At 59.3% G+C, this 25,301-nt stretch carries 27 protein-coding genes; 24 read left to right on the plus strand and 3 right to left on the minus strand.

Going from position 1 to position 25,301, the window contains the following annotated elements; all coding sequences use genetic code 11:
- Positions 1–31: 31 nt before the first annotated feature.
- Positions 32–1,285 carry a cation:dicarboxylate symporter family transporter gene (locus tag ACI2KB_RS20400; RefSeq protein ID WP_404637284.1) on the minus strand — a complete coding sequence of 418 codons (1,254 nt, stop codon included), beginning with the start codon at positions 1,283–1,285 and terminating at the stop codon, positions 32–34.
- Between the two features lie 132 nt (positions 1,286–1,417).
- Between ACI2KB_RS20400 and ACI2KB_RS20405 the strand changes: the two genes are divergently transcribed.
- Positions 1,418–2,362, plus strand: a complete 945-nt coding sequence (locus tag ACI2KB_RS20405) for a LysR substrate-binding domain-containing protein (RefSeq protein WP_404637286.1) — start codon at positions 1,418–1,420, stop codon at positions 2,360–2,362.
- A 261-nt stretch (positions 2,363–2,623) separates the two neighbouring features.
- Here ACI2KB_RS20405 and suhB read toward each other — a convergent pair whose 3' ends face one another.
- Positions 2,624–3,439: an inositol-phosphate phosphatase gene (gene suhB / locus ACI2KB_RS20410; RefSeq protein WP_404637288.1), complete on the minus strand. Its 816-nt coding sequence runs from the start codon at positions 3,437–3,439 to the stop codon at positions 2,624–2,626.
- Between the two features lie 226 nt (positions 3,440–3,665).
- Between suhB and trmJ the strand changes: the two genes are divergently transcribed.
- The 23 genes from trmJ (at position 3,666) to ACI2KB_RS20525 (ending at position 23,333) form a co-directional block, all read left to right on the plus strand.
- Positions 3,666–4,427 (plus strand): tRNA (cytosine(32)/uridine(32)-2'-O)-methyltransferase TrmJ, encoded by a 762-nt coding sequence (gene trmJ, locus ACI2KB_RS20415; protein WP_404637290.1) that lies wholly within the window; start codon positions 3,666–3,668, stop codon positions 4,425–4,427.
- Entirely contained in the window at positions 4,427–5,215 is a 789-nt protein-coding gene (cysE, locus tag ACI2KB_RS20420) for a serine O-acetyltransferase (protein ID WP_404637292.1), read from the plus strand. The genes trmJ and cysE overlap by 1 nt, the downstream gene beginning before the upstream one ends.
- Positions 5,216–5,385: 170 nt before the next feature.
- Positions 5,386–5,877, plus strand: a complete 492-nt coding sequence (gene iscR, locus ACI2KB_RS20425; protein WP_404637294.1) for a Fe-S cluster assembly transcriptional regulator IscR — start codon at positions 5,386–5,388, stop codon at positions 5,875–5,877.
- A gap of 44 nt (positions 5,878–5,921) precedes the next feature.
- Complete coding sequence (locus ACI2KB_RS20430) at positions 5,922–7,136, plus strand: IscS subfamily cysteine desulfurase (RefSeq protein ID WP_404637296.1); 1,215 nt, start codon at positions 5,922–5,924, stop codon at positions 7,134–7,136.
- Positions 7,137–7,219: 83 nt separating this feature from the next.
- Positions 7,220–7,606: a Fe-S cluster assembly scaffold IscU gene (gene iscU, locus ACI2KB_RS20435; protein ID WP_062383507.1), complete on the plus strand. Its 387-nt coding sequence runs from the start codon at positions 7,220–7,222 to the stop codon at positions 7,604–7,606.
- 37 nt (positions 7,607–7,643) lie between these two features.
- Positions 7,644–7,967: an iron-sulfur cluster assembly protein IscA gene (iscA, locus tag ACI2KB_RS20440; RefSeq protein ID WP_400598025.1), complete on the plus strand. Its 324-nt coding sequence runs from the start codon at positions 7,644–7,646 to the stop codon at positions 7,965–7,967.
- An 8-nt stretch (positions 7,968–7,975) separates the two neighbouring features.
- A complete protein-coding gene (hscB, locus tag ACI2KB_RS20445) occupies positions 7,976–8,494 on the plus strand; it encodes a co-chaperone HscB (protein WP_404637298.1) in 519 nt (172 codons plus the stop codon).
- Positions 8,495–8,539: 45 nt separating this feature from the next.
- Positions 8,540–10,402 (plus strand): Fe-S protein assembly chaperone HscA, encoded by a 1,863-nt coding sequence (hscA, locus tag ACI2KB_RS20450; protein ID WP_404637300.1) that lies wholly within the window; start codon positions 8,540–8,542, stop codon positions 10,400–10,402.
- 3 nt (positions 10,403–10,405) lie between these two features.
- Positions 10,406–10,747: an ISC system 2Fe-2S type ferredoxin gene (gene fdx / locus ACI2KB_RS20455; protein WP_404637302.1), complete on the plus strand. Its 342-nt coding sequence runs from the start codon at positions 10,406–10,408 to the stop codon at positions 10,745–10,747.
- A 13-nt stretch (positions 10,748–10,760) separates the two neighbouring features.
- Positions 10,761–10,961 carry a Fe-S cluster assembly protein IscX gene (gene iscX, locus ACI2KB_RS20460; RefSeq protein ID WP_404637304.1) on the plus strand — a complete coding sequence of 67 codons (201 nt, stop codon included), beginning with the start codon at positions 10,761–10,763 and terminating at the stop codon, positions 10,959–10,961.
- 89 nt (positions 10,962–11,050) lie between these two features.
- The gene (gene ndk, locus ACI2KB_RS20465) at positions 11,051–11,476 is read left to right on the plus strand and encodes a nucleoside-diphosphate kinase (RefSeq protein WP_404637306.1); all 426 of its coding nucleotides are present in this window, start codon (positions 11,051–11,053) and stop codon (positions 11,474–11,476) included.
- Between the two features lie 27 nt (positions 11,477–11,503).
- Positions 11,504–12,652: a 23S rRNA (adenine(2503)-C(2))-methyltransferase RlmN gene (gene rlmN / locus ACI2KB_RS20470; protein WP_404637308.1), complete on the plus strand. Its 1,149-nt coding sequence runs from the start codon at positions 11,504–11,506 to the stop codon at positions 12,650–12,652.
- Between the two features lie 26 nt (positions 12,653–12,678).
- Positions 12,679–13,437 carry a type IV pilus biogenesis/stability protein PilW gene (gene pilW, locus ACI2KB_RS20475; RefSeq protein WP_404637310.1) on the plus strand — a complete coding sequence of 253 codons (759 nt, stop codon included), beginning with the start codon at positions 12,679–12,681 and terminating at the stop codon, positions 13,435–13,437.
- Positions 13,437–14,402 carry a RodZ domain-containing protein gene (locus ACI2KB_RS20480; protein WP_404637312.1) on the plus strand — a complete coding sequence of 322 codons (966 nt, stop codon included), beginning with the start codon at positions 13,437–13,439 and terminating at the stop codon, positions 14,400–14,402. The genes pilW and ACI2KB_RS20480 overlap by 1 nt, the downstream gene beginning before the upstream one ends.
- 1 nt (position 14,403) lies before the next feature.
- The gene (ispG, locus tag ACI2KB_RS20485; RefSeq protein ID WP_404637314.1) at positions 14,404–15,513 is read left to right on the plus strand and encodes a flavodoxin-dependent (E)-4-hydroxy-3-methylbut-2-enyl-diphosphate synthase; all 1,110 of its coding nucleotides are present in this window, start codon (positions 14,404–14,406) and stop codon (positions 15,511–15,513) included.
- A gap of 21 nt (positions 15,514–15,534) precedes the next feature.
- Positions 15,535–16,824: a histidine--tRNA ligase gene (gene hisS, locus ACI2KB_RS20490; RefSeq protein WP_404637316.1), complete on the plus strand. Its 1,290-nt coding sequence runs from the start codon at positions 15,535–15,537 to the stop codon at positions 16,822–16,824.
- Positions 16,825–16,869: 45 nt separating this feature from the next.
- Positions 16,870–17,511, plus strand: coding sequence for a YfgM family protein (locus ACI2KB_RS20495; RefSeq protein ID WP_404637318.1), 642 nt, complete (start codon positions 16,870–16,872; stop codon positions 17,509–17,511).
- The gene (bamB, locus tag ACI2KB_RS20500) at positions 17,504–18,655 is read left to right on the plus strand and encodes an outer membrane protein assembly factor BamB (RefSeq protein WP_404637320.1); all 1,152 of its coding nucleotides are present in this window, start codon (positions 17,504–17,506) and stop codon (positions 18,653–18,655) included. Before ACI2KB_RS20495 ends, bamB begins: the two co-directional genes overlap by 8 nt.
- Positions 18,656–18,806: 151 nt before the next feature.
- On the plus strand, positions 18,807–20,276 hold the full coding sequence (der, locus tag ACI2KB_RS20505) for a ribosome biogenesis GTPase Der (protein ID WP_404637322.1): 1,470 nt from the start codon (positions 18,807–18,809) through the stop codon (positions 20,274–20,276).
- Positions 20,277–20,393: 117 nt separating this feature from the next.
- Complete coding sequence (locus ACI2KB_RS20510) at positions 20,394–21,542, plus strand: pyridoxal phosphate-dependent aminotransferase (RefSeq protein WP_404637324.1); 1,149 nt, start codon at positions 20,394–20,396, stop codon at positions 21,540–21,542.
- On the plus strand, positions 21,530–22,321 hold the full coding sequence (locus ACI2KB_RS20515) for an amidohydrolase (RefSeq protein ID WP_404637326.1): 792 nt from the start codon (positions 21,530–21,532) through the stop codon (positions 22,319–22,321). Before ACI2KB_RS20510 ends, ACI2KB_RS20515 begins: the two co-directional genes overlap by 13 nt.
- 59 nt (positions 22,322–22,380) lie before the next feature.
- A complete protein-coding gene (locus ACI2KB_RS20520) occupies positions 22,381–22,821 on the plus strand; it encodes a hypothetical protein (RefSeq protein ID WP_404637328.1) in 441 nt (146 codons plus the stop codon).
- 122 nt (positions 22,822–22,943) lie between these two features.
- Positions 22,944–23,333, plus strand: coding sequence for a hypothetical protein (locus ACI2KB_RS20525; RefSeq protein WP_404637330.1), 390 nt, complete (start codon positions 22,944–22,946; stop codon positions 23,331–23,333).
- Positions 23,334–23,552: 219 nt separating this feature from the next.
- On the opposite strand, the gene leuA is transcribed toward ACI2KB_RS20525, so the two are convergent.
- A complete protein-coding gene (gene leuA, locus ACI2KB_RS20530) occupies positions 23,553–25,235 on the minus strand; it encodes a 2-isopropylmalate synthase (protein ID WP_404637332.1) in 1,683 nt (560 codons plus the stop codon).
- Between the last annotated feature and the right edge of the window lie 66 nt (positions 25,236–25,301).

The following is a 25,301-nucleotide window of genomic DNA, read 5'->3' on the forward strand; positions in this document are numbered from 1 at the left end:
TCTATAGATCGATATCCCTGTGGGAGCGAATTCATTCGCGATTCGGTAGTTCAGGCACAGAAGATTTATCGCCGGCATCATCGTCTTGCGAATGAATTCGCTCCCACAGGTGTACTGCATTCTGCCAACGGGCAATCGCAAGGCAGGCCACGCAGTTGCCAAGCACGTTGGTCAGCACCCGGCACTTCATCAGCCGTTCGACCCCTAGCAGTAATCCGACGCCTTCCACCGGCACGATGTGCAGCAGATTGAGTGTCGCGATCAGGGTGAAGAACGCAGACCCCGCCATGCTCGTCGACCCCAGTGAGGTCACCAGCGAAATCAGCAGCAGCGTCAGCCATTCTGCGCCCGTCAGCTCGATGCCCGACATCTGCGCCAAAAACACCACCGCCGTGATCAGGTAGATATTCGAGCCGCTGAGGTTGAAGGTATAACCCGTGGTCAGCACCAGTCGTGTGAGCTGACGGTCGCAGCCAAGCGTTTGCATTTTCTCGATCAGGCCGGGCAAGGCGGCTACCGATGAGCCGGTAAACGTCACGAGCAGCAGTTCATCCTTGATGTGTTTGACGAGCGACCACACGGGTATGCCCGAAAGGTGGGCCATTGGCGCCAGCACCAGGATGATGAACGCTGCGCTCGCCAGATACATCACGGCCACGAACTTGAGCAGCGGGAGCGCTGACGCCAGGCCGAATTTACCGATGGTGAAGGCGATAGCGCCAAAGGCAGCGAGGGGGGCGAATCTCAGGATCAATCGCAGCCCATTGAAAAGCCATTCGACGGCCTTTTCCAGAACCCTGTGCAGGGCTTCAACGTGAGGATGGCTGCCGAATCGCCCCATGACGACGCCGGTCAAAAGCCCCGCGAGCATGACGTGCAGGATGGGATTTTGTGTGAGGGCGCGCTCCAGCACAGAACCTGCTGCGTGCCAGGAAAAAACATCATCGACGGTGCGGGCCGAGAAATGAGGCGTGACCGCCCCGATGCCTGGATGTGTCAGTTCGGCAATGACGCCACCCAGCAACAGTGACACCAGCGCCATGCTCTGGAAATACACCAGAATCCTGCCAGCCAGCCCTTTCTGTCGAGTAGGCAGACCGGCGACACCCGATGCGATCAGCAGAAACATCATGAACGGCATCAACCAGCCGATCACGCGAATAAACCCATCGCTCAATGGCTTCATATTGATTGCGAGATAAGGATCGAGCACGCCCAGCAGCGTGCCGCAGATGATAGCGACGAGCAGTTGCAAGGTGGTGCTGCTGAAAAGCCTGATGAGCATCGGCATTCCGGAACTGGCGTATTTATTGTTATGAGCGCGCCTTGTCAGCCTCTTGGGGATTGGGCACGCTTGCCGACCACTGTCGCATCGATCGGGCGGCAATCATAAAACCTCGTTGCGGGATAGACCACCATGGAGCTTCGTCATCTGCGTTATTTCGTCATGGTGGCCGAAGAGCGTCATTTCACCCGTGCGGCAGCGCGTTTGAACATGCAACAGCCGCCGCTGAGTCAGCAGATTCGTGCGCTTGAAGAAGAGCTGGGTTTCGATCTGTTCAAGCGTCATCCCAAAGGCGTGGATCTGACGGCGGGCGGCCAGGTGTTTTTGCAAGAGGCTCAGGACATTCTGGCTCGGGTCAAAGAGGGTTCGCAAAAAGCGTCCCGTGCGGCCCATGGCATCGAGGGACAATTGAGTGTCGGCTTCACCAGTTCGGCGGCCGCACACCCGCTGATTCCGCGCATCATTCGGGCATATCGGGAGCGCTTTCCCGCTGTAGCCGTGTCGCTGAAAGAAGGCAGCGCGCAGCAACTCACCGAAGCGACCATCGATGGCAGTGTCGATGTAGGGATTCTGCGGGCGCCGGTGAGTCGTCACCAGAGCATCGAGTTTCATCGCTTGCTGAACGAGGAAATGCTGCTGACGCTGCCGGTGGGGCATCGCTTGCTGGCAGGATTTGATGGGGCGGGGGAGGCGCCGTCGATTGCCTTGCAGGATTTGGCCGAAGAGCAATTCATTCTGGTCCGGCGTCCGGGTGCGCCGGGCATGTACGCCAACCTGATCACGGCCTGCCAGCACGCAGGGTTCAACCTGAAGATCGCGTTCGAGGTCGAGCGAATGCTCACCAACGTCAGCCTGGTGGCGGCGGGGGCGGGTATTTCCATTGTCCCGGCGTCCATGCGGGATGTGCACAAAGAAAGCGTCGTTTACTGCCCGATCGCCGGAGCCAAGCCTCGGTTGCATGCGCCGATTACGCTGGTGTGTCGCAGCTTCAACCAACTGCCGCCATTGCAGAACTTTATTGACCTGTCCCGCGAATTGAGCGGGAGAAAACGTGCGCAAGATTATCGCCGTGCGTGAACCGGTGGGAGCGGGCTTGCTGGCGAAGGCGTCAGATCTGACATCGCAGCGGTGACTGACCCATCGCTTTCGCCAGCAAGCCGGCTCCCACAGGTTTGGCGTCCAACACAAAATTTGGATTCGGCACGATCTTTGTGGAAACCAACTGCGTGGCGCAAAAGGTTGGCCAGCCACCATAGAATCTTCCACAGGATTTTGTGCTGTCAGATGAGCAGGCACAAAAAAACCGGCACAGGGCCGGTTCTTTTGATATCGCGAAGCTTAGCGCTTCAGCGATGCAGGTACGAACGGGGCGATCGAGGTCAGTACCGCTTTGAAACACTTGGTGTTGCCCGCAACGATGTGACCCTTTTCAAGGAAGTCGTGACCACCGTTGAAGTCGCTGACCAGGCCGCCTGCTTCCTGAATCAGCAGAGCGCCTGCTGCCATGTCCCATTCGGACAGGCCCGACTCCCAGAATGCGTCGAAACGACCGGCAGCCACATAAGCCAGGTCCAGGCTGGCCGCGCCTGCGCGACGGATGCCTGCGGTCTGGCCGACTAGCGAGCGGAACATGTTCAGATAGTTTTCCAGATTATCCATCTGGTTTTCACGGAACGGGAAGCCGGTGCCGAGCAGGGCGCCTTCCAGGCTCTTGCGAGGGCTGACGCGCAGACGACGACCGTTCAGCTGTGCACCGCGACCGCGAGTGGCGGTGAATTCTTCCTGGCGAACCGGGTCCAGCACGACAGCGTGTTCCAGACGGCCACGGTATTTACAGGCAATGCTGACGGCGAAGTGAGGTACGCCACGTACGAAGTTGGTGGTGCCATCCAGCGGATCGATGATCCACAGGTAGTCGGCGCCTTCGCCAGTGCCTTCTTTCAGGCCGCTTTCTTCGCCCAGGATGCCGTGGGTCGGGTACGCCTTGAGCAACGCATCGATGATGGTCTTCTCGGCGGCACGGTCGATCTCGGTTACGTAGTCTTTCGCGTCTTTTTCATCGACCTTGATGCTATCCAGGCGCTCGATGGAGCGGAAAATCAGTTCGCTGGCACTGCGTGCGGCGCGCAGCGCGATATTCAGCATGGGCTGCATGGATAAATCACCTAGGTCGTTAAAGAGAGCCGGGCATTCTAGGGGTTCTCGTCGATGATTTCCAGCGCGAGTGCTGCGTTTCCCATGCGTCCGGTCGCCTCAGAGGGAGTGGATGTGCGTCGCCTGAAGGTGTATGTAAAGGCCTTGGAGCAGCGGTTCATAGCCTTGGGGCCGGTGCTTCTGTAAGATTCGTCCCCCTTTATCCCCTGCAAGCGAGACTTCAGCCGTGCTGCAAAACATTCGTGTGGTTCTGGTCGGCACCAGTCATCCGGGCAATATCGGTGGCGCGGCCCGTGCCATGAAAAACATGGGGCTTTCGCGGCTGGTGCTGGTCGATCCGGCTCATTTCCCCCACGCCGATGCCGATGCGCGCGCATCAGGTGCCACCGATATCCTCGAAACCGCGCAGGTGGTGTCGACCCTTGAAGACGCGCTGGTCGGCTGCACGTTGGTCATGGGCACCAGTGCGCGTGACCGCAAGATCCCCTGGCCGATGCTCGACCCCCGCGAAGCGGGCGTCATGAGTGTTGAACACGCTGCGCAGGGCGAAGAGATCGCGCTGGTGTTCGGGCGTGAATACGCAGGCCTGACCAACGACGAGTTACAGCGTTGTCATTACCACGTCCACATTCCGTCAAACCCTGACTTCAGCTCATTGAATCTGGCGGCGGCGGTGCAGGTGCTCAGCTACGAAACGCGCGTAGCCTGGCTGGCAACGGAAGGGCAGGTGAGCAAAGTCGAGAAGGTCGAGCCGACTGCCGAGCGAGTGACAATGGATGACATGGAAAAATTCTATGAGCATCTGGAGGCCACTCTGGTGAACATTGGTTTCCTCGATCCGGACAAGCCGCGCCATCTGATGGCCAGACTGCGTCGCCTGTACGGTCGCTCGGAAATCGACCGATCCGAAATGAGCATTTTGCGTGGCATCCTCACCGAAACCCAAAAAGCGGCCAACGGTGAGCCCTACAAGCGGAAGGATCAGTGATGTTCGAGCGTCTGCGAGAAGATATTCAAAGTGTATTTCACCGTGACCCGGCGGCCCGTAACGCTTTCGAGGTGTTGACCTGCTACCCCGGTATGCACGCGATCTGGCTGCATCGGTTGTCTGGCTGGTTGTGGAACAAGGATTTCAAGTGGCCTGCGCGCATGGTGTCGAATTTCGGTCGCTGGTTGACCGGAATCGAAATTCATCCCGGCGCCAAGGTCGGTCGACGCTTCTTTATCGACCACGGCATGGGCATCGTCATCGGTGAGACCGCCGAAATCGGTGATGACGTGACGCTGTATCAGGGCGTGACCCTGGGCGGCACCAGTTGGAACAAAGGTAAGCGCCATCCGACGCTGGAATCCGGTGTGGTAGTGGGGGCGGGTGCCAAGGTGCTCGGTCCGTTCACCGTCGGTGCGGGTGCGAAAGTGGGATCGAACGCCGTGGTGACCAAGCCGGTGCCAGCAGGCGCAACCGTTGTGGGCATTCCGGGCCGAATCATCGTCAAGACCGATGAAAGTGACGCCGAAGCCAAACGCAAGGCCATGGCCGAGAAAATCGGCTTCGATGCCTACGGTGTTGGCGAGGACATGCCGGATCCCGTCGCCCGTGCGATCGGCCAGTTGCTCGATCACTTGCAGGCCGTCGATGTGCGCATGGAAGACATGGGCAAGGCCCTGAAAAGCCTGGGTTGTGAGTACCGGGAAAAAGAGTTGCCGGAGTTGCACCAGGAAGTATTCGATTGCATCAAGGAACGCAACGAGACCAAGGTCGGTCAAGGTATTTGACGCAAACGGCTCTAAAAGGGTCGTCGAAACGTACTATTTGACTTGCGGTTTTGCTATTATGCCGCCCGCTCTTTGCGGGTAATCCCGACTGTTTCACTAGGTCTTATAGTTGACTTAAATACTCGGGAATAGCATACTCGCTCTCATTCCGAACCTCCGCGGTACACGTCATGCGACTGACTACAAAGGGCCGATACGCCGTCACTGCCATGCTGGATCTGGCGTTGCACGCGCAGCATGGGCCGGTGTCTCTGGCCGATATCTCCGAGCGGCAAGGCATTTCCCTTTCCTACCTCGAGCAACTGTTCGCCAAGCTGCGCCGCAGCAATCTGGTCTCCAGCGTGCGTGGGCCGGGCGGTGGCTACCAGCTGTCCCGCAACATGCAGGGGATTCAAGTGGCGCAGGTGATCGATGCGGTCAACGAATCGGTCGACGCAACACGCTGCCAGGGGCTCGGTGATTGTCATGCTGGCGATACCTGTTTGACCCACCATTTGTGGTGCGACCTCAGCCAGCAGATTCACGAATTTCTAAGCGGTATCAGCCTGGCCGACCTCGTCACTCGCCGTGAAGTGCAGGAAGTCGCCCAACGTCAGGATCTGCGTCGTTGCGGTAACAAAACGCAGATGCTGGACAAGATTGAAACATCCGCCGTTGAGTGAACGCAGATGAACGCGCGGCGCGCCTGCCCGATAGGAGATATTCAATGAGATTGCCGATTTACCTCGATTATTCCGCGACGACCCCGGTCGATCCGCGTGTTGCGCAGAAAATGAGCGATTGCCTGCTGGTGGATGGCAACTTCGGTAACCCGGCGTCGCGTTCCCACGTTTTCGGCTGGAAAGCGGAAGAGGCGGTCGAGAATGCTCGTCGTCAAGTGGCTGATCTGGTCAATGCCGATCCGCGCGAAATCGTCTGGACTTCCGGGGCCACCGAGTCCGACAACCTGGCGATCAAAGGCGCAGCGCATTTCTATGCCACCAAAGGCAAGCACCTGATCACCAGCAAGATCGAACACAAAGCGGTTCTCGATACCATGCGCCAACTGGAGCGCGAAGGTTTCGAAGTCACCTACCTTGAGCCGACCGAAGACGGTCTGATCACTCCGGCGATGGTCGAAGCCGCACTGCGCGACGACACCATTCTGGTCTCGGTCATGCACGTCAATAACGAAATCGGCACCGTCAACGACATCGCTGCAATTGGCGAACTGACCCGTTCGCGCGGCGTGCTGTTCCATGTCGATGCTGCTCAGTCCACCGGCAAGGTCGACATCGACCTGTCGAAGCTGAAAGTCGACATGATGTCTTTCTCGGCTCACAAGACCTACGGCCCTAAGGGCATCGGCGCGCTGTACGTCAGCCGCAAGCCTCGCGTGCGCATTGAAGCCACCATGCACGGTGGCGGTCACGAGCGTGGCATGCGCTCCGGCACCCTGGCCACTCACCAGATCGTCGGCATGGGTGAAGCGTTCCGCATCGCGAAGGAAGACATGGTCGCTGAAAACGTGCGCATCAAGGCACTCAGCGATCGCTTCTACAAGCAGGTCGAGCACCTTGAAGAACTGTACGTCAACGGCAGCCTGACCGCTCGCGTGCCGCACAACCTGAACCTGAGCTTCAACTACGTCGAAGGTGAGTCGCTGATCATGGCGCTCAAGGATCTCGCCGTTTCTTCGGGTTCCGCGTGCACCTCGGCCTCTCTGGAGCCTTCGTACGTGCTGCGCGCCTTGGGCCGCAACGACGAACTGGCACACAGCTCGATCCGTTTCACGTTCGGTCGCTTCACCACTGAAGAAGAAATCGACTACGCCGCGCAGAAAGTCTGCGAAGCCGTGACCAAGCTGCGCGCTCTGTCGCCGCTGTGGGACATGTTCAAGGACGGCGTCGACATCTCGAAGATCGAGTGGGCTGCACACTAATTTAAAGTCGCCACCCAACGCGGCGCTTTAAAAACAGGGTTTTTGAAGTGCCGTGAGAGCGGCAAACTGATGAGGATTGCATCATGGCTTACAGCGAAAAGGTCATTGACCACTACGAGAACCCGCGCAACGTCGGCAAGATGAACGCGGAAGATCCTGATGTCGGCACCGGCATGGTCGGCGCTCCGGCGTGTGGCGACGTCATGCGCCTGCAAATCAAGGTCAACGAGCAAGGCATCATCGAAGACGCCAAGTTCAAGACTTACGGCTGCGGTTCGGCCATCGCTTCCAGCTCCCTGGCCACCGAGTGGATGAAGGGTAAGACGCTGGACGAGGCAGAAACGATCAAAAACACCCAGTTGGCCGAAGAACTGGCGCTGCCGCCGGTGAAAATCCACTGCTCCGTACTCGCAGAGGACGCCATCAAGGCTGCCGTTCGCGACTACAAGCAGAAGAAAGGCCTGCTCTAAGCAGTCTTTACACCGCTGGCAACAGTAAGGAGTCACGATGGCTATCAGCATGACCGAAGCTGCCGCCAACCACGTGCGTCGTTCCCTTGAGGGGCGCGGCAAGGGTGATGGCATTCGTCTGGGCGTTCGCACCACAGGCTGCTCTGGCCTGGCGTACGTACTTGAGTTCGTCGACGAGCCGGAAAGCGAAGATACGGTGTTCGAACAACACGGCGTCAAGGTGATCATCGATCCCAAGAGCCTGGTTTATCTCGACGGCACCGAGCTCGATTTCGTCAAGGAAGGGTTGAACGAAGGCTTCAAGTTCAACAACCCCAACTCGCGCGGTGAGTGTGGCTGCGGCGAAAGCTTCAACGTCTGAGGCTTATCGTGGGTACTCCTTGTCATTTCGCTCTGTTCGACCTGCAGCCGGGTTTCCTGCTGGATCTCGACTTGCTGGCCTCGCGTTATCGTGAACTTGCCCGTAGCGTGCACCCCGACCGTTTCGCTGACGCTCCCGAGCGTGAGCAACGTGTTGCGCTGGAGCGCTCGGCGAGCTTGAACGACGCCTACCAGACGCTGAAAAGCGCGCCCAAGCGTGCGCGTTATCTGTTGGCGCTCAAGGGGGAAGTGCCCCTTGAGGTCACGGTGCACGATCCTGACTTCCTGATGCAGCAGATGCAATGGCGCGAGGAACTCGAGGACTTGCAGGATGAGGCGGATCTGGATGGTGTGGCGGTATTCAAGCGTCGTCTCAAGGCGGCTCAGGAAGAACTGAACGAGAGCTTCGCGGCTTGTTGGGATGATGCTGCACAGCGTGAGCAGGCGGAGCGCCTTATGCGCCGCATGCAGTTCCTCGACAAGCTCTCCTACGAAGTGCGCCAGCTGGAAGAGCGCCTCGACGATTAACCCCGCGCCGCCTCTGGGCGGCGCGCCAGTGATATCAGAACAGCAATGGCTCTACTGCAGATCGCCGAACCCGGCCAAAGTCCAAAACCTCATCAGCGCCGTCTGGCCGTCGGGATCGATCTCGGCACCACCAACTCGCTGGTCGCCGCCCTGCGCAGCGGTATCAGTGAGCCGCTGCCCGACGCCAGTGGTCAGGTGATCCTGCCGTCGGCTGTCCGCTACCACGCTGACCGCGTTGAAGTGGGTCAGTCCGCCAAGGACGCCGCGGCCACTGATCCTCTGAACACCATTATTTCGGTCAAGCGCCTGATGGGGCGTGGTGTCGCCGATGTGAAGCATTTGGGCGAGCAACTGCCTTACCGCTTCATCGGTGGCGAGTCACACATGCCGTTCATCGAAACCGTGCAGGGTGCGAAAAGCCCGGTCGAGGTGTCTGCCGACATCCTCAAGGTGCTGCGCCAGCGTGCAGAAGCCACGTTGGGTGGCGATCTGGTGGGTGCTGTCATCACGGTGCCTGCGTATTTCGACGACGCTCAGCGCCAGGCCACCAAAGATGCGGCCAAACTGGCCGGTCTGACCGTGTTGCGCCTGCTCAATGAGCCGACTGCTGCGGCCGTGGCGTATGGTCTCGATCAGAAAGCCGAAGGTGTCGTGGCAATCTACGATCTGGGCGGCGGGACGTTCGATATCTCGATCCTGCGCCTGACCGGCGGCGTTTTCGAAGTCTTGGCCACGGGCGGCGACAGCGCGCTGGGTGGCGACGATTTCGACCACGCCGTCGCCAGTTGGATCATCGCTGAGGCTGGGCTGTCCGATGATCTGGACCCGGCTGCGCAGCGCAGCCTTATGCAAACGGCCTGTGCCGCCAAAGAGGCGCTGACCGATGCTGAATCGGTTGAAGTCGTCCATGGCGCCTGGACTGGCGTGCTGACGCGCGCGGGTTTCAATGAGCTCATTGAGCCGATGATCGCTCGCAGCCTAAAGGCCTGTCGTCGTGCCGTGCGCGATTGCGGTATTGAGTTGGACGAGGTTGAAGCCGTCGTCATGGTCGGCGGTTCGACTCGCGTGCCTCGCGTGCGTGAAGCGGTCGGCGAGCTGTTCGGTCGTCAGCCGCTGACCTCCATTGACCCGGATCAAGTGGTTGCCATTGGTGCAGCGATCCAGGCCGATACCTTGGCAGGTAACAAGCGCGACGGCGGCGAGCTGTTGTTGCTGGACGTCATTCCGCTGTCCCTGGGGCTGGAAACCATGGGTGGCTTGATGGAGAAAGTGATTCCGCGCAACACCACGATTCCGGTGGCGCGTGCGCAGGAATTCACCACTTATAAAGATGGCCAGTCCGCCATGATGATTCACGTCCTGCAGGGCGAGCGTGAGTTGATCAGTGACTGCCGTTCGCTGGCGCGTTTCGACCTGCGCGGCATCCCTGCGATGGTGGCGGGTGCGGCGAAGATTCGCGTGACGTTCCAGGTCGATGCCGATGGTCTGCTGAGCGTTTCCGCTCGCGAACTGGCCTCTGGCGTCGAATCCAGCATTCAGGTCAAGCCGTCCTATGGCCTGACCGATGGCGAGATCGCACGCATGCTCAAGGATTCGTTCCAGTATGCCGGTGATGACAAAGTGGCCCGCGTGCTGCGTGAGCAGCAGGTTGATGCCCAGCGCCTGATCGAAGCTGTCGAGGGGGCCTTGCAGGCTGATGGCGAGCGTTTGCTCGACGCCGAAGAGCGCATGGTCATCGACATGCAGGTCGATGAACTCCGTGAATTGATCAAGGGCACCGACGGTGCGGCTATCGAGCAGCAGACCAAGCGTCTGTCGCAGGTGACCGACGCGTTCGCCGCCCGTCGTCTGGACTCGACGGTGAAAGCCGCTCTGGCAGGACGCAACCTGAATGAGATTGAGGAATAACTGATGCCGCAGGTGATTTTTCTGCCCCACCACGAGTTCTGCCCGGAGGGCCTGGTGGTTGAGGCCGAGCCAGGCACGTCGATCCTTGAACTGGCGCATGAGCACCATATCGAGATGGAAAGTGCCTGCGGCGGCGTCTGCGCCTGCACCACGTGCCACTGCATCATCCGCGAGGGTTTCAACTCGCTGGAGGAGGCGGATGAGCTGGAAGAAGACTACCTTGATCGTGCCTGGGGGCTGGAAGCGCACTCGCGTCTGGCCTGTCAGGCCAAGGTCGGTACTGAGGATCTTACCGTCGAGATTCCGAAATATTCGCTAAACCATGCAGCCGAAGCGCCGCACTGACCGAGGGATTGTCATGAGCTACGGTTGGAATGACGTACAACGCATTGCCGAAGAACTGGCCGAGGCCTATCCGGGCGTCGATCCGTATTCGGTGGGCTTCGTCAAACTGCAACAGATGATCAAGGAATTACCGGGCTTCGACGATACGTCGGGCCGGGTCGGCGAGAAGGTGCTGGAAGCGATCCAGCCCCTTTGGGCCGCTGAAATAGACTGATCGTCTTTGCACGTTAGGCAATACACCAGAACCCGCGTATAATTCGCGGGTTTAATTTTTCGCAACAATCACCGTTTCTGGAGTTTCACATGGCTGTTCAACGTACTTTCTCGATCATCAAGCCTGACGCTGTTGCAAAAAACGTCATCGGTGAGATCACCACTCGCTTTGAAAAAGCCGGTCTGCGCGTCGTCGCTTCGAAACTGAAGCAACTGTCCAAAGCCGAAGCAGAAGGTTTCTACGCTGAGCACAGCGCCCGTGGTTTCTTCGGCGACCTGGTTGCTTTCATGACCTCCGGTCCAGTTGTTGTTCAGGTTCTGGAAGGCGAAAACGCCATCCTGGCAAACCGCGAACTGATGGGCGCTACCAACCCTAAAGAAGCTGCTCCAGGCACCATCCGTGCTGACTTCGCCGAGTCCATCGACGCCAACGCCGTTCACGGTTCGGACTCCGAAGCGGCTGCTGCTCGCGAAATCGCTTACTTCTTCGCTGCTACCGAGGTAACCACTCGCTAAGCGGCTGCTGCGAGTGAGGGTGAATCCATGACTGAAACAACTGGCAAAATCAACCTGTTGGGTCTGACCCAGCCGGAAATGGAAAAATTCTTCGAGTCCATCGGGGAGAAACGCTTCCGTGCCGGTCAGGTCATGAAGTGGATTCACCACTATGGCGTCGATAATTTCGAAGCCATGACGAACGTCGGCAAGGCGCTGCGGGAAAAACTCGAGCGTCGTGCCGAAATTCGGGGTCCTGAAGTCGTCAGCGAGGACATTTCCGCCGACGGCACACGCAAGTGGGTCGTGCGCGTTGAGTCCGGTAGCTGCGTCGAGACCGTTTACATTCCGCAAGGCAAGCGGGGCACCCTGTGTGTCTCCTCCCAGGCGGGCTGCGCGCTGGATTGCAGTTTCTGCTCCACGGGCAAGCAAGGCTTCAACAGCAACCTCACCGCCGCCGAAGTCATCGGGCAGGTGTGGATTGCCAACAAATCCTTCGGCAGTGTCCCGGCCACCATCGACCGCGCCATCACCAACGTGGTGATGATGGGGATGGGCGAGCCATTGCTGAACTTCGACAATGTCATTTCCGCCATGCGTCTAATGATGGACGATTTGGGTTATGGCATTTCCAAACGCCGGGTGACGCTGTCCACCTCCGGCGTGGTACCGATGATCGACGTGCTCGCGCAGCACATCGACGTCTCGCTGGCCCTGTCGCTGCACGCGCCAAATGACGCGCTGCGTAACAAGCTGGTACCGATCAACAAGAAGTACCCGTTGCAGATGCTCCTCGAATCCTGCCGCAACTATATGTCGGCATTGGGCGAGAAGCGTGTTCTGACCATCGAGTACACGCTCCTCAAGGACGTCAACGACCGTCCCGAGCATGCGGCCGAGATGATCGAGCTGCTCAAGGACACCCCGTGCAAGATCAACCTGATCCCCTTCAACCCGTTTCCGCATTCGGGCTACGAACGCCCGAGCAACAATGCGATCCGGCGCTTCCAGGACACGTTGCATCACGCCGGATTCAACGTCACCGTGCGCACCACCCGCGGTGAGGACATCGATGCTGCCTGTGGCCAGTTGGTCGGGCAGGTAATGGACCGCACTCGCCGCAGCGAACGTTACATCGCTGTACGTGAGCTCAGTGCCGAGGCCGACGGGGCTCAGGTCGCTGCGGCTCGCACCTGATTGCGAATTTGACTGAGAGGATCTCTATGTCCCTGCGCGCGGCGCTGCTCCTGTGTTTTGCCACATTGCTGGTGGGTTGCGTGTCCACAGGCAACGTCAATCCGCTGAGTACCGGCAAGGGACGTGAAGAAGCTCGCCAGGCCTACGTCCAATTAGGCCTGGGCTATTTGCAGCAGGGTCAGACCGAGCGGGCCAAGGCTCCGTTGAAAAAGGCACTGGAGCTGGACAGCTCCGATGCCGACGCCAACGCAGCGCTGGCGTTGGTCTTTCAGGCGGAAGCGGAACCCAAACTGTCTGACGAGTATTACCGCAAGGCGCTGTCCTCGCGCCCGAAAGATGCGCGAATCCTCAATAACTACGGCAGTTTTCTCTACGAGCAGAAGCGCTACAAGGAAGCTTACGAGCGCTTTGAACAGGCGGCCGATGATAACCTCTATGCCGAGCGTGCCAGGGTCTTCGAAAACCTGGGCATGACCTCGTTGATGTTGGGCAATCGTGACGTGGCCCGCGAGCATTTCGACAAAGCCTTGAGGCTGGACCGTCAACAACCGCGCGCTTTGCTGGAAATGGCTGAGTTGTCTTACGAAGACAGGCATTATGTGCCCGCGCGTGACTATTACGACCGGTTCAGCCAACTGAGCGAACAGAACGCACGCAGCCTGCTGCTGGGTACGCGGCTGGCGAAGATTTATGACGATCGCAACAAGGCAGCCAGTTACGGCCTGCAACTCAAAAGACTCTATCCCGGTACGCCGGAATATCAGCAATACCTGTCGGAGCAATGATGAAAGCGGCGCATCCCGAAGTTGTAGCAGCCACTCGTACGAACCCTGGTGAAACGTTGCGCCAGGCTCGCGAGAGTAAAAACTGGTCGCTGCCAGATGTGGCTTTGAGGCTGAACCTCACCGCGACTTCCCTGGGTTATGTGGAGTCGGGCGATTTTGACAAGCTTCCGGGCCATACCTTCGCTCGGGGCTATATCCGTGCTTACGCGAAACTGATGGGGCTGGATCAGAATTCGCTGGTCAGCCAGTTCGACCAGTACACCGGCACCGACGGCAAAGGCAGCAACGTGCATGCGCTGGGCCGTATCGAAGAGCCAGTGCGTCTGTCCCACAACATCCTGCGCATTGTCAGTCTGTTGCTGTTGGTGGCGTTGATTGGCGGTGGTTTTGTCTGGTGGCAGGATCAGTCGACCCTGCGCGGCAAAGAGCCGACCAGTCTGGGCATGGAACACGTGGAAGTCGAAAGCGCCGACGGTACCACCCAGATTCATCCACTGGACGAGCCTGAAGATCAAGCCGTCGCTGAAGGACAGAGCAACAACGCACCACTGCCATTGAACAACACCGAACCGGCTGCACCCGCACCGTCAAATGCTGCTGTGCCAACCACGCCAGCCCCTGCGACCACCGCGCCCGTTGCGCCGACCGCACCGGCGCATACCGCGCCAGCACCCTCTACCTCGGCCACTGCAGTTGTGCCAGTGCCGACACCTGTTCCGGCCGGTTTTGGTCAGGTGCAGATCCAGTTCACCGGCGAGTGCTGGTTCGAAGTCAGGGACAGCAATGGCAAGGTGCTGAGCAGCGGCGTCAAACATTCGGGCGACAGCATCGATGTCAGCGGCCAGCCGCCGTTGGCTTTGCGTCTAGGCGTCGCGCGCGCTGCGCAGGTCAGCTACAACGGCCAGCCCATCGATGTCGCATCGTTTACCAAGGGCCTGACGGCTCGTATAAAGCTGGGTCAATAACATGCACGGCGAATCTCCGATCAAACGTCGCGAAACCCGCAAAATCTGGGTCGGCTCAGTGCCGGTCGGCGGTGATGCGCCGATCGCGGTACAGAGCATGACCAACAGCGACACCAATGATGTCGCCGCGACGGTCGCGCAAATCAATCGTCTGGAGGCCGCTGGCGTGGACATTGTCCGCGTCTCCGTACCGGACATGGACGCCGCCGAAGCCTTTGGCCGCATCAAGCAATTGGTCAAGGTGCCGCTGGTCGCCGACATCCACTTCGATTACAAGATCGCGTTGCGCGTCGCCGAACTGGGCGTCGATTGCCTGCGTATCAACCCGGGCAACATCGGTCGTGAAGACCGCGTGCGCGCTGTGGTCGATGCTGCACGTGACCGGGGCATTCCGATCCGCATCGGCGTCAACGCCGGTTCGCTGGAAAAGGACCTGCAGAAGAAATACGGCGAACCGACCCCGGCTGCGCTGGTGGAATCGGCGCTGCGCCACGTCGAGCACCTCGACCGGTTGGATTTCCAGGATTTCAAGGTCAGCGTCAAGGCGTCCGATGTGTTCATGGCCGTTGAGGCGTACCGCTTGCTGGCCAAGCAAATCGTCCAGCCGTTGCACCTGGGCATCACCGAAGCCGGTGGTTTGCGTTCAGGCACAGTGAAATCGGCCGTCGGCCTAGGTATGCTGCTGGCCGAAGGCATTGGCGATACCATTCGAATTTCCTTGGCCGCCGATCCGGTTGAAGAAGTGAAGGTCGGTTACGACATCCTCAAGTCGCTGCACCTGCGTTCCCGTGGCATCAACTTCATCGCCTGCCCGAGTTGCTCGCGGCAGAACTTCGATGTGGTCAAGACCATGAACGAGCTGGAAGGGCGCCTTGAAGATTTGCTCGTGCCGATGGATGTGGCGGTCATCGGATGTGTGGTCAACGGTCCGGGTGAAGCCAAGGAGGCGCACATCGGCCTCACGGGTGGTACGCCGAACCTGATTTACATCGACGGCAAACCGTCGCAAAAGCTGACCAATGACAACCTGGTGGACGAGCTCGAACGCTTGATCCGCGATAAAGCGGCCGAAAAGGCCCAGGCCGACGCAGCGCTGATCGTTCGCGGCTAACCCGTTTTCCAAGGAATTTTTGTGAGCAAGTCCCTGCAAGCCATTCGTGGCATGAACGACATCCTGCCGGACCAGACGCCGCTGTGGCGCTACTTCGAAGGCACCGTATCGCGTCTGCTGGATAACTACGGCTATCGCCAGATCCGCATGCCGATCGTTGAATTCACCGATCTGTTCAAGCGCTCGATCGGCGAAGTCACCGACATCGTCGAAAAAGAGATGTACACCTTCGCCGACCGTAATGGCGACTCGCTGACCCTGCGTCCTGAAGGCACTGCTGCCTGTGTGCGCGCGGTGCTGGAGCACGGGATCACGGGCGGCGGCCAAGTGCAGAAACTCTGGTACATCGGCCCGATGTTCCGCCACGAGCGCCCGCAGAAAGGCCGCTATCGCCAGTTTCACCAGATTGGCGTCGAAGTGTTCAACCTCGACGGTCCGGACATCGATGCCGAGCTGATCGTCCTGACCTGGCGTCTGTGGGGCCTGTTGGGCATTCGCGATGCGGTCAAACTGGAGTTGAACAGCCTGGGCACCAGTGAGGCCCGTGGTCGCTACCGTGAAGCGCTGGTCGAGTACCTCTCGGCGCGTCACGAGCAACTGGACGAAGACAGCCAGCGTCGCCTGAAGACCAACCCGCTGCGCGTGCTTGACACCAAGCACCCTGAAACCCAGGCGGTGCTGGTCGACGCGCCAAAACTGGTGGATTATCTGGATGAAGAGTCCCGGGTTCACTTCGAAGGCCTGAAAGCGCGTCTGGACGCGGCTGGCATTCCCTACGTGATCAACCCCAAACTGGTGCGTGGCCTGGACTACTACAGCAAGACCGTTTTCGAATGGGTCACTGACCAACTGGGTGCTCAGGGTACGGTCTGCGCGGGCGGTCGTTATGACGGTCTGGTGGAGCAGATGGGCGGTAAGCCGACCAGCGGTGTCGGTTTCGCCATGGGCATCGAGCGTCTGGTGCTGCTGCTTGAAACGCTGGAGCAGGTCCCGGAAGAAATTTCCCGTATCCTCGACGTGTACGTCTGCGCATTCGGTGAAGCAGCCGAGCTGGCGGCGCTGGCGCTTTCCGAGCGTCTGCGCGATCAGGCACCGAACCTGCGTCTGCAGGTCAATGCCGGGGCAGGCAGCTTCAAGAGCCAGTTCAAGAAAGCCGACAAGAGCGGTGCACTGTATGCGCTGATCCTGGGTGATGAAGAACTGGCGCGCCAGGAAGTGGGTGTCAAGCCGCTGCGTGGTCAGGGTGAACAACAGACTGTTGCCTGGGATGCTCTTTCCGAGCACTTGGGCGCCTGCATTCCGCAGGCTTGAGGCTGGATAACAAGCGTTTAAGCGAAAGCGGATAGGAGTATTGGGGTGTCGAGTACTGACGAAGAACAACTGGCGGCGGTTAAAGACTGGTGGCAGCGCAATGGCAAGCCTCTGGTCACCGGCGGTCTGCTCGCAGTGATCGTGGTGTTGGGCTGGCAGGCCTGGCATCGCTATCAGAACAACCAGGCACAAGGTGCCTCGGCGCTGTACCAGCAACTGCTTGAAACGGCACTGACCCCAAGCGGTCAGGCCGATGCCGGTCAGGTCGCTGAAATCGCTGGCAAGCTGAAAAGCGAATTCGGCGGCACTGCGTATGCCCAGTACGGCAGTCTGTTCGTGGCCAAGGTCGCGGTGGACACCGGCAAGCTGGACGACGCAGCCAACGAGCTGAAAGCCGTTTCCGACAAACCGGTCAACCCGACGCTGGGCGAGATCGCCCGTCAACGTCTGGCTCGCGTGCTGGCGGCACAGAACAAGGCGGAAGACGCGCTGAAGCTGCTCGACGGTCAAGTCGACAAGTCGTTCGAAGCCAGCCGTGAAGAACTGCGTGGCGACCTGCTGGTTCAACTGGGTCGTACCGACGATGCGTATGCGGCATACAAGAAAGCCAAGGCTGCGCTGTCCGAGCAATCGGCAGTGGGTGGCCTGCAAATGAAGCTCGACGATCTGGCGAAAGGGGATGCGTGACGTGATTCGTTGGAAACATGCAGCATTGCTGGCTCTGGCCGTTCTGGCCGCGGGTTGCAGCAGCAACAGCAAAAAGGAATTGCCTCCGGCGGAACTGGTCGACTTCAAACAGGAAGTGACCCTGCAAAAGCTGTGGAGCCGCTCGGTCGGTGACGGTCAGGGCGACATCTACAACATGTTGGTTCCAGCCATCGATGGCGAGAACATCTACGCTGCCGACGCCAATGGTCTGGTCATGGCCATTAACCGCAGCAGCGGTGACGTGGTCTGGAAGAAAGAACTCGAACAGCCTGTGTCCGGCGCCGTTGGTGTAGGTTCCGGTCTGGTCATGCTCGGCACCCTGCGTGGCGAAGTGATCGTGCTCGACGAATCTACCGGCGAGCAGAAGTGGAAGGCCAAGGCGACCAGCGAAGTGCTGTCCGCTCCGGCCACCAACGGTGACGTGGTCGTTGCCCAGACTCAGGATGACCGGGTCATTGGCTACGACGCCGCCACTGGCAATCAGCGCTGGATCTATGAAAGCAGTCCGGCGGTCCTGACCCTGCGCGGTACGGGCGCACCCCTGGTGACCAGCCAGTTGGCGGTCGCCGGTCTGTCGACTGGCAAGGTCGTGGCACTGGACACCACCAATGGTGTGCCGGTGTGGGAACAGCGGGTTGCGATTCCCCAAGGTCGCTCGGAGCTGGACCGCGTCGTCGACATCGACGGTGGCCTGCTGCTGTCGGGCAGCACCTTGTATGTCGCGACCTACCAGGGTCGTGTTGCGGGGCTGGATCTGCAGAGCGGCCGTGTGCTGTGGCAGCGTGATGCATCGAGCTATTCGGGCGTGGCCCAAGGCTTTGGCAGCGTCTACGTTTCCCTGGCCACCGGTACTGTAGAAGGCGTCGACGAGCGTTCCTCCACTGCACTGTGGAGCAACGATTCGCTGGCCCGTCGTCAGTTGGGTTCGCCTGAGGTGTTCTCCAGCTACGTGGCGGTCGGCGACATGGAAGGCTATCTGCACCTGCTGAGCCAGGTCGACGGTCATTTCGTCGCGCGTGAAAAAATCGACGGTGACGGCCTGCGCGCTCGTCCACTGGTCTCGGGCAACACCATTTACGTCTATGGCAACAGCGGCAAGCTGGAAGCACTGACGATCAAGTAGTGGCTGTCTATGCTTGAGGAGGCTGGCTTTCGGCTTTCCTCTCGCGGCCCCGCCTGACGGGGCTTGCGGCACTTTTGGGTGCTGCTCCGAACTCCGGCCGCTGCCTTGCAGCGGCTTTTGTATTTTCTGAAATAACGAAGTGGAGAGCCGCATGGTTCCCGTAATCGCCCTGGTGGGTCGACCGAACGTCGGCAAGTCCACCTTGTTCAACCGCCTGACCCGCAGTCGCGACGCCATCGTCGGCGACCTGTCCGGTCTGACCCGCGATCGCCAGTACGGTGAGGCCAAGTGGCAAGGGCGTTCCTATATCGTGATCGACACCGGTGGTATCTCCGGTGACGAACACGGCATGGACGAGAAGATGGCCGAGCAGTCGCTGCTGGCCATCGAAGAAGCCGATGTCGTGCTGTTTCTGGTGGACGCCAAAGCAGGTTTTACCGCTGCCGACCAGATGATTGGCGAGCACCTGCGCAAGCGCAACAAAACCTCGTATGTCGTGGCCAACAAGGTCGACAACATCGACCCGGACATGGCTCGCGCCGAGTTCAGCCCGCTGGGTATGGGCGACGCGATCCCGATCGCGGGCGCACATGGTCGCGGTATCTCGCAAATGATGGAAATTGCCTTGGGCGAATTCCCGAAAGATGCGGATGAAGTAGAAGAGGGCGAAGAGGAAGACGTTGCTGAAGGCGAAGAAGCCAAGCGCATTCCTGGGCCGAGCGAGAAAGACGGCATCAAGATCGCCATCATCGGTCGTCCCAACGTCGGCAAGTCGACGCTGGTCAACCGCATGCTGGGTGAAGATCGGGTCATCGTCTATGACCAGCCCGGCACCACCCGCGACAGTATCTACATTCCGTTCGAGCGCAACGAAGAAAAGTATACGCTGATCGACACCGCCGGTGTGCGCAAGCGCGGCAAGATCCACGAGGAAGTCGAAAAGTTCTCGGTGGTGAAGACCCTTCAGGCCATCAAAGACGCCAACGTGGTGATCTTCGTGATGGACGCCCGCGAAGGCGTCGTGGATCACGATCTGAACCTGTTGGGCTTCGCACTGGAGTCCGGGCGCGCCATTGTCATTGCACTGAACAAGTGGGATGGCATGCAGCCGAGCGAACGCGACTACGTAAAGACCGAGTTGGAGCGTCGTCTTTTCTTCGTCGACTTCGCCGATATTCACTTCATCTCGGCGTTGCACGGCACGGGTGTCGGTAACCTGTATCAATCGGTGCAGGCTTCGTTCAAGTCGGCGGTAACCCGCTGGCCGACCAGCCGTCTGACCCAGATCCTCGAAGACGCCATCAGCGAACACCAGCCGCCAATGGTCAATGGCCGTCGGATCAAGCTGCGTTACGCTCACCTGGGTGGCGCCAACCCGCCGCTGATCGTGATCCACGGCAACCAGGTCGAGAAGGTGCCGAAATCCTACGTGCGCTATCTGGAAAACACCTACCGTCGCGTGCTCAAACTGGTCGGCACGCCGATCCGCATCGAGTTCAAGGGCGGTGAAAACCCGTACGAAGGCAACAAGAACACGCTGACCGACCGCCAGGTCAACAAGAAGCGTCGCTTGATGTCGCACCACAAGAAAGCCGAGAAGAAGCGCAAGGATAAACGCTGATTCGGTAACGGACTTTCTTCGAAAAGGCGCCATTGGCGCCTTTTTTTGTATCCGTTTATTGGGCTATTCTGCCGGTTCCCCTGCCGTTCTGGAGCCGGGTGTAGAGCAGGAAGACCCATGATCACCAGCAAATTGCCGAACGTTGGCACCACCATTTTTACCGTGATGTCCCAGCTTGCAACCGAAACCGGGGCGATCAACCTGTCCCAAGGCTTTCCTGATTTCGACGGACCCGAAGCGCTGCGTGAAGCGCTCTGCCGCCACACCATGGACGGCCACAACCAGTACGCACCGATGGCCGGACTGCCCGCATTGCGTCAGCAAGTAGCGGCGAAAATCGCGCGTTGCTACGGACGCGAGGTGAACGTCGACACCGAAATCACCATTACGCCCGGCGCGACCCATGCGATCTTCTGTGCCATCCAGACCGTTATACGCGCAGGGGACGAAGTCATCGTCTTCGACCCGAGTTACGACAGCTATGAGCCGTCGGTCGAGCTGGCCGGTGGCCGCTGCGTTCATGTGCAATTGAAGAATGGCGACTTCTCCATCGATTGGGAACAGCTCAACGCTGCACTGAGCCCCAAGACCCGCATGATCATCATCAACACGCCGCACAACCCCAGTGGTGCCTTGATTTCCCGTGCCGAACTGGACCAACTCGCGGCGCTGATTCGTGACCGCGATATTTATCTGGTCAGCGATGAGGTGTACGAGCATCTGGTGTTCGACGGTGTGAAACACGCCAGTGTTCTGGCCCATGAAGAACTCTACGCACGTGCATTCGTGGTCAGCTCTTTTGGCAAGACCTATCACGTCACTGGCTGGAAAACCGGCTATCTCGTCGCGCCTCCTGCGCTGACGGCCGAGATGCGCAAGATTCACCAATTCGTCGGCTTCTGCGGCGTGACCCCGTTGCAGTGGGCGCTGGCGGATTACATGGCTGCCTGCCCTGAGCATGTCGAAGAGCTGCCTGCGTTCTATCAGGCCAAGCGTGACTTCTTCTGTGATCGTCTGGCGTCCTCGCGCTTCACGTTCACGCGCGCGGCAGGGACCTATTTCCAGATGGTCGATTACTCGCAGATTCGCCCGGATCTGAATGATGTCGAGATGTCGCTCTGGATGACCCGCGAACACGGTGTGGCGAGCATTCCGCCCTCGGTGTTCTACCAGAACCCGCCTGAAGGCCAGCGCCTGATTCGCCTGTGCTTTCCCAAGCGAGAGGAGACGTTGCGTCTGGCAGCGGAAAAACTATGCGCGATCTGAGTCAACTGCCGAACCTGAACATCGCTTTGGTTCAGACCACGCTGGTCTGGCACGACAGCGCGGCCAATCACGCTCATTTCGAAGAGCTGTTGTCTCAGGCCGAGGACGCTGATCTGGTGATCTTGCCGGAGATGTTCACCACGGGTTTCTCCATGGATTCTGAAACCTTGGCTGAGCCTGAAAACGGCGTCACCTCGACGTGGTTGTTGAGTCAGGCCAAACGCCTGAATGCCGTTATCACGGGCAGTGTCATTACGCGCACGGCCGATGGCAGCCACCGTAATCGCCTGCTCTGGGCGCGGCCTGATGGCGAGCTGCTGCATTACGACAAGCGCCACCTGTTCCGCATGGCTGGCGAGCACGAGCATTACAGCCCCGGCGAGCGCCAGGTGCAGTTCGAGCTCAAGGGGTGGCGGATTCGTCCGCTGATCTGCTACGACCTGCGCTTTCCGGTCTGGAGTCGTGATGCCCGTGACACCGACCTACTGCTGTACACCGCCAACTGGCCGGGGGCCCGCCGACAGCACTGGAACCGGTTGTTGCCTGCACGGGCCATCGAAAACCTGTGTTATGTGGCAGCGGTCAATCGGGTGGGGGTCGATGGCAAAGGCCTGTCCTACACCGGGGACAGTCAGGTGCTGGACTTCCAGGGCGAGAGCCTGCTGAACATCGGCGAGGCCGACGGCGTGTTTCACGTCAGTCTGTCCGCCGACAGCCTGGCCGCGTACCGGCAGAAATTCCCGGCATATCTCGACGCTGATACATACGAGATACACTAAAGTCATAGAGTTTACGGGGTGTGCGGTCGATAGCGATGTACCTAAACAGGAGATCCGTCATGACCAGTATCAGCACATCCTCGCTCAGCAGTTACACCAGCGCCTTCGCCGTAACGGTCAAGAAAGACACCAAGACCACAGGCGCCGACAGCGACACGTCCACCACAGCCGCGGCCACGACTGCGTCCTCTACTTCGCAAACGTCGGCGTCGAGCGGTGCGTCGGGCGCAGGTGGCGCGGGTGGCGGTTCCAGCTCGTCCAGCGAAAGCGAGCAAGCGATCGAGAAGCTGGAGCAACAGATCAAGGAAACCCAGAAGCAGTTGCAAGAGCAGCAACAGCAACTGGCCGCCGCGCAAGCGGGCAGCGGCTCGGACGAAGAGAAATCTCAGCGCGCCATGGCCATTCAGGGCCAGATTTCCACGACCACCGCGACCTTGGCCACTCAAGAAGCGGCGCTGGCGCAACTGCAGCAGTCCGGCAGCATCAACACCACTGCGTAATTCGTTGTTCACGCAAAAGCGCTCCATGGTTCACACCGTGGGGCGTTTTCGTGCGCGCGACATAATGTTCTTCAGTTTTGTGTAAGCAGGCCGATACAAAGCGCACAGAACAGGAGTTCATTATGACTACCATCAATACAAGTTCGTTGAGCCCTTATCCCACTGCGTTCACGACGGCTGTCAGAAATGACGAATCCACGAAAAGTGAGGCAACCACGGTTAACGTGAATTTGCGGGGCAACGTGTACGAGCCGCCCAAGGCGGATGATTCCGGTATGACTCGCGAGCAGATGATCAAACAGTTGCAGGAGCAGATCAAAGAGACCCAGAAGATGCTGGAGCAACAACAGCAGCAACTGGCGGCAGCTCAGGCGAGCAAGGTCTCGGAAGAAGAGAAGGCTACGCAGGTCATGGCCATTCAGCAGCAGATCGCCGGGACTACGGCGCGATTGGCAGCGCAGCAAGCGGCACTGCTGGAGTTGATGAAAGGCACCGTAAACACCACGGCTTGATAAGTGCGCTGCAACGAAAAAGGCCCTGAAGCATTCACTTCAGGGCCTTTTTTGTCTTCCGCATATTCCTGTCGATACGCTATTGCCGGTCAAACATTCTTGTGGGAGCCGGCTTGCTGGCGAATAGGGTGGATCAGTCAACGCATCGTTGGCAGGCCTACCGTATTCGCCAGCAAGCCGGCTCCCACATGCGTTGTGCTGTGCCGGCAAAGCAGTCTGTTACGCGGCTTTAGCGATCTCGGCCTGAATCAGACCACGGTTCAGCGCGCTGAACAGGGCCTTGAAGCTGGCGGTGGTGATGTTTTCGTCGATGCCCACGCCATGGACTGCACGCTCGCCATTCACACGCAGTTCGATGTAGGCAGCGGCCTTGGCCGTGGTGCCCGCGCCGATGGCGTGTTCGTTGTAATCCATGATTTCTACGGGAACCGGCAGGCCGGCCACCAGCGCTTCCAATGCGCCGTTGCCCTTGCCACGCCAGTGCAAGTTGCTCTCGCCATCGCCCTTGCCGGTGACTTCGACTTCTACAGCGCTGTGGCCGTTTTCTTCCTGCAGACGGTGGCTGACCAGTGCATACGGCTTGTTGGCTTGCAGGTACTCGGTCTTGAACAGCGCGTAGATCTGCTGAGCGGTCATTTCCAGGCCCAGACGGTCGGTTTCACCCTGAACCACCTGACTGAACTCGATCTGCATGCGACGCGGCAGGGAGATGCCGTACTCCTGTTCCAGCAGATAGGTGATGCCGCCTTTGCCCGATTGGCTGTTGACGCGAATCACCGCCTCGTAGCTGCGACCGATGTCGGCCGGGTCGATTGGCAGGTAAGGCACTTCCCACAGCGCGTCTTCTTTCTGCTGGGCGAAGCCTTTGCGAATAGCGTCCTGGTGCGAGCCGGAGAACGCAGTGTGAACCAGATCGCCGACATACGGATGACGTGGATGCACCGGAATCTGGTTGCACTCTTCGACGACTTTGCGCACGCCGTCGATGTCGGAGAAGTCCAGTTGCGGGTTCAGACCCTGGGTGTACATGTTCAAAGCAACGGTCACCAGATCGACGTTACCGGTGCGCTCGCCGTTGCCGAACAGGCAGCCTTCGACGCGGTCGGCACCGGCCATCAGGCCCAGTTCAGTGGCGGCAACGCCGGTGCCCCGGTCGTTGTGGGTGTGCAGGCTGATGATCACACTGTCACGGCGGTTGATGTTGCGGCAGAACCACTCGATCTGGTCGGCGTAGATGTTCGGGGTGGCGACTTCAACGGTGGCAGGCAGGTTGAGGATCACCTTGTTCTGCGGCGTCGCGTTCCAGACTTCGACCACGGCGTCACAGACTTCTTTGGCGAAGTCCAGTTCGGTGGCACTGAACGTTTCAGGCGAGTACTCGAACTGCCACTGGGTTTCCGGCTGTTGTGCGGCGTATTTGACGAACAGCTTGGCCGCGTTGACCGCGATAGCCTTGATGCCGTCCTTGTCCTGGTTGAAGACGATGCGACGGAAAGACGGCGAGGTGGCGTTGTACAGGTGAACGATGGCCTTTTTGGCGCCACGCAGGGATTCGAAGGTGCGGGCGATCAGGTCTTCACGGCCTTGGGTCAGCACCTGAATGGTGGTGTCGTCCGGGATGTGGCCATCTTCGATCAGGGTGCGCACGAAGTCGAAGTCGGTTTGCGACGCCGCCGGGAACGAGGCTTCGATTTCTTTCACGCCCACTTGAACGAGGGTTTTCCAGAAACGCAGTTTCTTGACCGAATCCATTGGCTCGATCAGCGATTGGTTACCGTCGCGCAGGTCGGAACTGCACCAGATCGGCACTTCGGTAATGGTCTTGGAAGGCCAGGTACGGTCAGGCAGATCGATGGTTGGAAACGCGCGGTACTTCTTCGAGGGATCTTTGAGCATGGTCATTTGAATAATCCTTTTTGTACGCAGGGCCGAAAGAAGGCGGCCGGCCGGTTTGTCACGAGAATGCAG

Source organism: Pseudomonas sp. NPDC088444, from assembly GCF_044900175.1.
GTDB lineage: Bacteria > Pseudomonadota > Gammaproteobacteria > Pseudomonadales > Pseudomonadaceae > Aquipseudomonas.

What these genes read in the sequence shown, in the direction of transcription:
- rlmN (WP_404637308.1), top strand. Translation starts at nt 11,504, where the DNA reads ATGACTGAAACAACTGGCAAAATCAACCTGTTGGGTCTGACCCAGCCG.
- ndk (WP_404637306.1), top strand. Translation starts at nt 11,051, where the DNA reads ATGGCTGTTCAACGTACTTTCTCGATCATCAAGCCTGACGCTGTTGCA.
- ACI2KB_RS20510 (WP_404637324.1), top strand. Translation starts at nt 20,394, where the DNA reads ATGATCACCAGCAAATTGCCGAACGTTGGCACCACCATTTTTACCGTG.
- iscX (WP_404637304.1), top strand. Translation starts at nt 10,761, where the DNA reads ATGAGCTACGGTTGGAATGACGTACAACGCATTGCCGAAGAACTGGCC.
- ispG (WP_404637314.1), top strand. Translation starts at nt 14,404, where the DNA reads ATGCACGGCGAATCTCCGATCAAACGTCGCGAAACCCGCAAAATCTGG.
- ACI2KB_RS20400 (WP_404637284.1), bottom strand. Translation starts at nt 1,285, where the DNA reads ATGCTCATCAGGCTTTTCAGCAGCACCACCTTGCAACTGCTCGTCGCT.
- hscA (WP_404637300.1), top strand. Translation starts at nt 8,540, where the DNA reads ATGGCTCTACTGCAGATCGCCGAACCCGGCCAAAGTCCAAAACCTCAT.
- bamB (WP_404637320.1), top strand. Translation starts at nt 17,504, where the DNA reads ATGCGTGACGTGATTCGTTGGAAACATGCAGCATTGCTGGCTCTGGCC.
- der (WP_404637322.1), top strand. Translation starts at nt 18,807, where the DNA reads ATGGTTCCCGTAATCGCCCTGGTGGGTCGACCGAACGTCGGCAAGTCC.
- suhB (WP_404637288.1), bottom strand. Translation starts at nt 3,439, where the DNA reads ATGCAGCCCATGCTGAATATCGCGCTGCGCGCCGCACGCAGTGCCAGC.
- ACI2KB_RS20430 (WP_404637296.1), top strand. Translation starts at nt 5,922, where the DNA reads ATGAGATTGCCGATTTACCTCGATTATTCCGCGACGACCCCGGTCGAT.
- ACI2KB_RS20515 (WP_404637326.1), top strand. Translation starts at nt 21,530, where the DNA reads ATGCGCGATCTGAGTCAACTGCCGAACCTGAACATCGCTTTGGTTCAG.
- leuA (WP_404637332.1), bottom strand. Translation starts at nt 25,235, where the DNA reads ATGACCATGCTCAAAGATCCCTCGAAGAAGTACCGCGCGTTTCCAACC.
- fdx (WP_404637302.1), top strand. Translation starts at nt 10,406, where the DNA reads ATGCCGCAGGTGATTTTTCTGCCCCACCACGAGTTCTGCCCGGAGGGC.
- iscR (WP_404637294.1), top strand. Translation starts at nt 5,386, where the DNA reads ATGCGACTGACTACAAAGGGCCGATACGCCGTCACTGCCATGCTGGAT.
- ACI2KB_RS20525 (WP_404637330.1), top strand. Translation starts at nt 22,944, where the DNA reads ATGACTACCATCAATACAAGTTCGTTGAGCCCTTATCCCACTGCGTTC.
- iscA (WP_400598025.1), top strand. Translation starts at nt 7,644, where the DNA reads ATGGCTATCAGCATGACCGAAGCTGCCGCCAACCACGTGCGTCGTTCC.
- cysE (WP_404637292.1), top strand. Translation starts at nt 4,427, where the DNA reads ATGTTCGAGCGTCTGCGAGAAGATATTCAAAGTGTATTTCACCGTGAC.
- ACI2KB_RS20480 (WP_404637312.1), top strand. Translation starts at nt 13,437, where the DNA reads ATGAAAGCGGCGCATCCCGAAGTTGTAGCAGCCACTCGTACGAACCCT.
- ACI2KB_RS20405 (WP_404637286.1), top strand. Translation starts at nt 1,418, where the DNA reads ATGGAGCTTCGTCATCTGCGTTATTTCGTCATGGTGGCCGAAGAGCGT.
- ACI2KB_RS20520 (WP_404637328.1), top strand. Translation starts at nt 22,381, where the DNA reads ATGACCAGTATCAGCACATCCTCGCTCAGCAGTTACACCAGCGCCTTC.
- pilW (WP_404637310.1), top strand. Translation starts at nt 12,679, where the DNA reads ATGTCCCTGCGCGCGGCGCTGCTCCTGTGTTTTGCCACATTGCTGGTG.
- iscU (WP_062383507.1), top strand. Translation starts at nt 7,220, where the DNA reads ATGGCTTACAGCGAAAAGGTCATTGACCACTACGAGAACCCGCGCAAC.